Origin of the sequence: Protofrankia sp. Cj3 (genome assembly GCF_917627355.1) — a bacterium.
Classification (GTDB): domain Bacteria; phylum Actinomycetota; class Actinomycetes; order Frankiales; family Frankiaceae; genus Protofrankia.
On record NZ_CAKJTR010000090.1, the window covers coordinates 11,321 to 18,683 of the forward strand.

Consider the following 7,363-nt stretch of genomic DNA (forward strand, 5'->3'; position numbering starts at 1 on the left):
AACGAGAAAAAAGGACGAAACGGCCGCGCATACAGCAGTACCCGCGTAGGGTCGCGGGGTGGCTCGGGTCGTCGTGGTCGGCGCGGGGGTCGGCGGGCTGGCGACAGCCGTGCGGCTGGCCGCCGCCGGGCATCGCGTCACCATCTGCGAGCGGGCGTCCGACGTCGGCGGCAAGCTCGGCAGGTTCAGCCAGGACGGTTTCACCTTCGACACCGGGCCATCCCTGCTGACCATGCCGGAGGTTTTCGCGGACCTGTTCGCCGCCACCGGCGCGCCCCTGAGCGACCTCCTCGAGCTACGCCGGCTGGACCCGATCGCTCGCTACCGTTTCGCCGACGGAACCCTTCTTGACGCCCATGCCGACGACGACGCGTTCACCGCCGAGCTGGACGCCGTCCTTCCGCCCGGCTCCGGCCAGCAGTGGCGCCGCCTCGCCGCCCACGCCGAACGCCTGTGGGAGGCGACCCGGGAGCCGTTCCTGTCCGCCCCCACCGCCGGCGTCCGGTCGTTGGCCAGCCTGGCGCTACGGCGTCCGGGCGACATCTCCACCATCGCGCCGGGGCTGACCCTGCGTGGGCTCGGCCAGCGTCATCTGGCCGACCACCGGCTGCGGATGTTCCTGGACCGGTATGCGACCTACACCGGCTCCGATCCACGCCGGGCACCGGCGGCCCTCGCGGTCATCGCGCATGTCGAGCGTTGCTACGGCGGCTGGTACCTCCCGGGCGGCCTGCACCAGCTCGGCCAGGCCGTCGCGGAGCGGGCTGTGTGCCTTGGCGCGCGCCTGCTGCTCGACCAGGCGGTCATCGCGATCACGCGCGGTGCGGGTGGCCGGGCAGCCGGAGTACAGCTTGCCGACGGCGGGCGCATCGACGCGGATCTGGTCGTGTCGGGCGTCGACGCCCAGACGGTGTACGGCATGCTCGCGCCCCACCGACGGGCGGAGCGGCGGCTGCGCCGAGCGCGGGCATCGCTGGCCGGCTTCGTTCTGCTGCTCGCCCTGCGCGGGCGGACGCCAGATCTCGCCCATCACACGGTGCTGTTCCCCGCTGACAACGACGACGAGTTCGACGCGGTATTCGGCGGGCGCCTAGCGGTCGATCCGACAATCTACATAAGCGCGCCCGACGATCCTGCCCTCGCGCCGCCGGGCTGTGAAGCATGGTTCGTCCTGGTGAACGCGGCCCCGCATGCAACACGTCTCCCGCCAGGCCGCGCGAGGGGCCGTGCCTCGCCCGGTGGCACCAACAGCGGCAGCGGCTCGGTCAACCGCTCGGTCAACCACGGGCTGGACTGGGAGCGGCCAGGGCTTGCTGACGCCTACGCCGCCCGGATCCTGAACCTGATGGCCGAGCGCGGCCTGGACGTCCGGGAGCGGCTGCGGTGGCAACACGTGATCACTCCAGCTGATCTGGAACAGCGGACGGGCGCGGTCGGCGGGGCGATCTATGGGACGTCCTCCAACGGCCTGCGAGCGGCGTTCCTGCGGCCGGGCAACCGGTCGCCGATTCCGGGCCTGTTCCTCGTGGGCGGGTCATCTCACCCCGGGGGCGGCCTCCCCCTGGTCGCCATGTCCGCAAAAATCGTTGCCGACATGATCGGCCCCGCGTAGTGCCGCATACCGCACAGCGAAAAACCGCCGCTATTGCCCGCACCCGTCACTCCCGTCACTCCCCGTCACCGCGGCCGCCCGCCGCCGGGCCCACTTCCCCACCTGACAATCCAGCGGCTGCCCACAGCCCACCGCCGGGCACCGCCGAAGCCGGCCGTGGCCGCGTCCGAAGCACCCGGTGAACCACCGTGCCGAGCTGGACCAGACCGCAGGCGCACACCGTGGCCGTGGCGACAGCGCCAGCCAGACCGGCAAGGCCGGCTCTCCCGGGGTCGACCGACGCGCCCACCATCGTCAGGACAGTGATGATGATCCGGGTAGGCCGCTCACCGACCGTCACGACGCCAATCTCGGCGAACCCCACGTTCCCGGCTCGGGCGCGCAGGTATTCCAGCAGGCTGACCGCGGCCCCCGCGGCTGCGCACGCCGCACCGGGCGCACCCAGCAGCCAGAAGGCGACAATGTAGAATCCGTCACAGATCCGGTCAGCCAGCGAGTCAAGGACATACCCCCAGGGGGTCACCCGACGGGTGAGGACGGCCACACATCCGTCAAGGTTGTCCAGCAAACCACCACCCACCACGATCATCGCGGCAATCAGCGGGAACAGGCCACCCGATGCCGCGGCTGGCAGCATGGCGCTGGTCAGCAGCATCCCGGCCACCGTGATCGACGTCGGGCCGATGCCACGCATGGCCAACGGGCGTCCCAGCCGGTAGACCAGACCGAGCCAACGGCGAACGAACCACATACCGCTTGTGGCATCGTAGCCTCCGTGCAGGCCCGACCACTCCCTGAGAAAACCGTCACGGTCGGGCACCGGGGTGGTCACCAAGCCATCGTGCCTTCTGCGTATGGTTCCGTCGTCCGGCATGACCCACTTTGGATGACGGCCCAACTACCGACGACTGTCAGCCCCCTTCGAGAAGCCGCCGCCAGGCGGCCGCAGGAGACATCGGTGACCAAGCACTCGCCCCTGGTCGTGGAGACACTCGACGACCTGAATCCGACAGCGGTTTTCAACGCGGAACGTGACCAGGTGGTGGTTGCGGTCCGTATCACACCCGTATTTGGCACCTTGGATCTCGACCTGGTAGCAGCGGTCGTCGACGCGGCAAACCTGGCCGGCTTTGCCCTCGTCCGCGAACGGCCCTTCCGGGACGAATGGCTGCTGTGTGTCTTCGACGCCTACGAGGATCACGACTGACGGGCCTCCCGTCAGCCGGACAGGGCGCGGAACACCTCACGGGTGGCGGTCGAGCGGTTCAACGTGATGAAGTGGATGCCGGGCGCACCACCGGCCAGCAGCTTCTCGCACAGGTCCGTTGCGACCGCCACGCCGATCGCCCGCACCGCCACCGGGTCGTCGGCCACCTCGTGCAGCCGTTCGGCCAGATCCGCGGGGAAAGCGGCGCCGGACAGCTGCGCCATCCGCTCGATCTGCGCGACGTTCGTCACGGGCATCACCCCGGGGATGATGGGCGCCTCGCAGCCGAGCCGGCGGACCCGCTCGACCAGACGGAAGTAGGCGTCCGCATCGAAGAAGAACTGGGTGATCGCGTAGTCCGCGCCCGCGGCCAGCTTGCCGACCAGATACCGCGCGTCGGTGTCGAGGTCGGGCGAACGTGGATGCATATCTGGGAACGCCGCGACCCCGACACAGAAGTCACCTAGCGACCGGACAAGGCGTACAAGATCCTCGGCATAGCGCAGACCCTGTGGATGCGCGACCCACGTGCCCCGCGGATCACCGGGCGGATCGCCACGCAACGCGAGGACATTGTGCACCCCGGCGCCGGCGTAACTGCCGATCACCTGCCGCAGCTCGGACACGGAGTGGTTGACCGCTGTCAGGTGACCGATCGGTGTGAGAGTGGTCTCGGCCGCGATCCGTTCGGTCACACCGACGGTTCCCTTGCGGGTGGACCCGCCCGCGCCGTACGTCACCGACACGAAGGACGGATGCAGGGACTCCAGCTCCCTGATCGCTGTCCACAGATGGCGTTCCCCCGCCGGGGTCTTCGGTGCGAAGAACTCGAACGAGAACGACGTCCGCCCGGACGCGAGGAAGTCCCGCACCGTCAGCGCCCGTGATCCCAGCACACTCCTGACCACCGTCATGTGCTCGAGGGTAGTGGGTACCACCCCGCGAGCACGGGTTCACAAGCGCACCGGGCCGTCCGGAGCGGGACTGCACACCCGTACCCGCCCGGAGCCGCTGCCGGCCGACACACGGCGCTGCGCCGCCGGGTCAGCCGGAACACTGACATCGACGGCACCGACGTCCGCCGACTCGACGTCCACCGCATACGGGCCGTCCGGGACGACAACCGTGACCGAGCCACTGTGGCTGTGCGCGCTCACCTTCTCGGGCGCAGACGCGAAATGCAGGATGACATCCCCCAGCCGGCTGCGTGCGGTGACCCTGCCGCCGCCCAACTCACGTCCGGCGATGGTGCCGGAATCCGTCAGCAGGACAAGATCACCGTCGGATCCCCACAGCGTCACCTCCCCGCGGCGCACCTCCGCCCGGACGCCGGTCGCCTTCGGCAACGTCAGCCGCACCCGGGCCTCGCTGGCCCGGCCGTCGATACGCAGCAGGTCACCGTTGCGGGCCAGCGCCGGGCGGGTCCGCCCGACTCGCCGCCGGACGGTCATCTCCAGGCGGGCGTCGGTCCGGTCGGTCTCAGCGATCTCGACCCGGCCGGCGGCCAACCGGACCTCGACGGCGCCGACCTCCGCCACTGTCTGGCAGATCTCCGCCGGTGGCCGGTACAGCAGCGTGAGGCCGCCGGCCGCCGCGCACACCAGGACGACGGCCGCTACGACCACGACCACGCTTGTCATCTGTCCCCCGTTCTATGAGCGAAGCTGTGAGCGGAGCTCCGCGCGCGAATGTGATCCGCACATTCTCGCTGGTGGTGATCCCCTGAGGAGAAGGATGCGTACGGTGACCGGCCCGACCGAGAAAATCGTGATCGTGGGAGCGGGTCTCGGCGGCCTGTCCGCCGCCCTGCGCCTAGCCGGCGCCGGGCGGCACGTCACCGTGGTCGAACGTGCCGAGGTCCCGGGTGGGCGGGCTGGCCGGCTGCGCATCAACGACTACCAGTTTGACACCGGGCCGAGCGTGCTCACCATGCCGGACCTGATCGCCGACGCATTCGACTGCGTCGGGGAGAACATCGACGACTGGCTGCGGCTGCATCCGGTCGACCCAGTGTACCGGGCCTGCTACGCCGACGGTTCCACACTCGATATCCACGCCGACCCGGACGCGACCGCCGATGAGATCACCCGTGTGTGCGGGCCGGCCGAAGCCGCCGGGTACCGCCGGTTCGTCACGTTCGTGTCCGACCTGTACCGGGCGCAGTTGCGCGACTTCATCGACGCTTCGATCGACTCGCCCCTGAGCCTGTTACGGCCGTCCCTGGCCCGGCTGGTTGCCCTCGGTGCCTTTCGCCGCCTCGAGCCCATGGTGGGCCGCTATCTGCACGACGAGCGAACCCGCCGGGTGTTCTCGTTCCAGGCGATGTACGCGGGCCTGTCCCCGCAGGACGCTCTCGCGCTGTACGCCGTGATCGCCTACATGGACTCGGTGGCCGGCGTGTACTTCCCGGTGGGCGGCATGCACGCCGTTCCGGCTGCCATGGCCCTCGCCGCTGCCAAGCACGGAGTGACGTTCCGTTACAGCACCACCGTGACCGGGGTGGAGATCCGCGGCCGACGGGCGGCCGCGGTCCACACGTCCTCGGGTGAGCGCATCGCCGCGGATGTGGTGGTACTCAATCCCGATCTCCCGACCGCCTACCGCGAGCTGCTGCCCGCCGCTGTCATGCCACGCCGGGTCCGCGGCCTGCGCTACTCACCGTCATGTTTCCTGCTGCTGGCCGGGTCAGGAGCCGACTACGGTGACCGGGCCCATCACACGATCCACTTCGGCCGGGCCTGGCGACGCACCTTTGACGAGATCATCAACCGAGGCGAACTGATGAGCGATCCGTCGTTCCTGGTCACGACGCCGACGATCGGCGATCCGACGCTGGCTCCGGCCCGCCGGCACAGTTATTACGTGCTGTTCCCGACACCGAACCTCACCGCGCCGCTGGACTGGTCGGTACTGGGCCGACGTTACCGTGACGAGGTGATCGAGACCCTCGAACGGCGTGGATACGTCGGTTTCGGTGCCGCGATCGACGTCGAGCATGTGATCACCCCCGCGGACTGGCGGGCCCAGGGCATGGCGGCCGGCACGCCGTTCGCCGCCGCCCACACCTTCGGCCAGACCGGCCCGTTTCGCCCCTCGAACCTGGCCCCGGGCCTGGACAACGTGGTGTTCGTCGGCAGCGGGACCCAACCGGGCGTCGGCGTGCCGATGGTGATCATTTCTGGGCGCCTGGCCGCCGAACGGGTGCTCGGGCGCGACCGGGCCTACCGCTCCCGGGCGCCGCGCGGACCAGCGGCCTGAGCGCGCCGGAACGAAAAACCGTCTTTGCCGGGCACCCATTCCTCCCTGTTGCCGGTCACTGTGCGGCCATCGTTCGCAACGGCCGAGTGCCCTCGCTTCAAGTCCCGGTTCCAGGCGCTGGCTGCGAGACTGAGGCCATGGACGAACGGCACGCCCCCGAGACCGCGCCGGCCGGCTCCAGCCTCACCGCGCCCGGCTCCGGCCGGGACGGCAGGACACTGGCCAGCCCGGATACGAGCACCGATGCCGATCACCTGGAACGTGTTCTCTTCGAGATCAAAAAAGTGATCGTCGGTCAGGACCACATGATCGAGCGGATGCTGGTGGCGCTGCTTGCCCGCGGGCACTGCCTGCTGGAGGGTGTGCCGGGAGTGGCCAAGACCCTCGCCGTCCAGACGCTGGCGACAGTGGTCGGCGGAACGTTCGCGCGCATCCAGTTCACCAGCGACCTGGTCGTGTCCGACATCGTCGGTACCCGCGTGTACCGCCAGACCCGGGAGACCTTCGACGTCGAGCTGGGCCCGGTCTTCGCGAACTTCATCCTCGCGGACGAGATCAACCGCGCGCCCGCGAAAGTGCAGTCGGCGCTGCTGGAGGTGATGTCCGAGCAGCAGGTCTCCCTCGGCGGTGTCACCCATCGGCTGCCCGCGCCGTTTCTGGTGCTGGCCACGCAGAACCCGATCGAGTCAGAAGGCGTGTACCCGCTTCCGGAGGCGCAGCGCGACCGGTTCCTCATGAAGATCAACGTACCGTACCCGACCGGCAGCGAGGAACTGGAGATCGTCCAGCGGATGGGCGTGCGACCGCCCGCGGCCGAGTGCGTGCTGGACCCCCAGACGCTGCTGAAACTACAGCGGCATGCCGCCGAGGTGTTCGTCCACCACGCGATCGCCGACTACGCCGTGCGTATGGTGCTGGCGACCCGGTCACCCACCGAATTCGGGATGCCCGAACTTACCGGCCACCTGGCCTACGGCGCGTCGCCGCGCGCCTCGCTCGGTCTGGTCGCGGCGGCCCGCGCGCTGGCGCTGCTGCGCGGACGGGACTACGTGGTGCCCGACGACGTCGCCGCGGTGGCCCTCGACATCCTGCCGCACCGGTTGGTGCTCTCCTACGAGGCGCTGGCGGAAGGGCTGTCCACGGACGCCATCGCCGAGCGCGTTCTCCAGGCCACCCCACCGCCACAGGTCGCGCCACGCCAGCACGGCTACTCCGGGCGCTGGACCACGAACCCGCACGGCTTTCCCGAGTACCACAACCAGGGGACAACCGCGTGAGCGCCCACC

Annotated in this window: 7 protein-coding genes; 4 read left to right on the forward strand and 3 right to left on the reverse strand. The window is 69.8% G+C overall.

All coding sequences use genetic code 11. The annotated features are described in order from the left end of the window. Positions 1-58: 58 nt before the first annotated feature. A complete protein-coding gene (locus MJ783_RS13720; protein WP_239310825.1) occupies positions 59-1,612 on the forward strand; it encodes an NAD(P)/FAD-dependent oxidoreductase in 1,554 nt (517 codons plus the stop codon). A 55-nt stretch (positions 1,613-1,667) separates the two neighbouring features. Here MJ783_RS13720 and MJ783_RS13725 read toward each other — a convergent pair whose 3' ends face one another. Next, a complete protein-coding gene (locus tag MJ783_RS13725; RefSeq protein ID WP_239310826.1) occupies positions 1,668-2,444 on the reverse strand; it encodes a CDP-alcohol phosphatidyltransferase family protein in 777 nt (258 codons plus the stop codon). 126 nt (positions 2,445-2,570) lie between these two features. Here MJ783_RS13725 and MJ783_RS13730 point away from each other — a divergent pair, with 126 nt between their 5' ends. Continuing rightward, the gene (locus MJ783_RS13730) at positions 2,571-2,819 is read left to right on the forward strand and encodes a hypothetical protein (protein ID WP_239310827.1); all 249 of its coding nucleotides are present in this window, start codon (positions 2,571-2,573) and stop codon (positions 2,817-2,819) included. An 11-nt stretch (positions 2,820-2,830) separates the two neighbouring features. Here MJ783_RS13730 and metF read toward each other — a convergent pair whose 3' ends face one another. Both metF and MJ783_RS13740 read right to left on the reverse strand, forming a co-directional pair. After that, on the reverse strand, positions 2,831-3,733 hold the full coding sequence (metF, locus tag MJ783_RS13735) for a methylenetetrahydrofolate reductase [NAD(P)H] (RefSeq protein WP_239310828.1): 903 nt from the start codon (positions 3,731-3,733) through the stop codon (positions 2,831-2,833). 39 nt (positions 3,734-3,772) lie between these two features. Continuing rightward, positions 3,773-4,459: a DUF4097 family beta strand repeat-containing protein gene (locus MJ783_RS13740; RefSeq protein ID WP_239310829.1), complete on the reverse strand. Its 687-nt coding sequence runs from the start codon at positions 4,457-4,459 to the stop codon at positions 3,773-3,775. Positions 4,460-4,553: 94 nt separating this feature from the next. Here MJ783_RS13740 and crtI point away from each other — a divergent pair, with 94 nt between their 5' ends. Continuing rightward, a complete protein-coding gene (crtI, locus tag MJ783_RS13745; RefSeq protein WP_239310830.1) occupies positions 4,554-6,077 on the forward strand; it encodes a phytoene desaturase family protein in 1,524 nt (507 codons plus the stop codon). Positions 6,078-6,214: 137 nt separating this feature from the next. Next, a complete protein-coding gene (locus MJ783_RS13750) occupies positions 6,215-7,354 on the forward strand; it encodes a MoxR family ATPase (RefSeq protein ID WP_239310831.1) in 1,140 nt (379 codons plus the stop codon). Positions 7,355-7,363 lie beyond the last annotated feature (9 nt).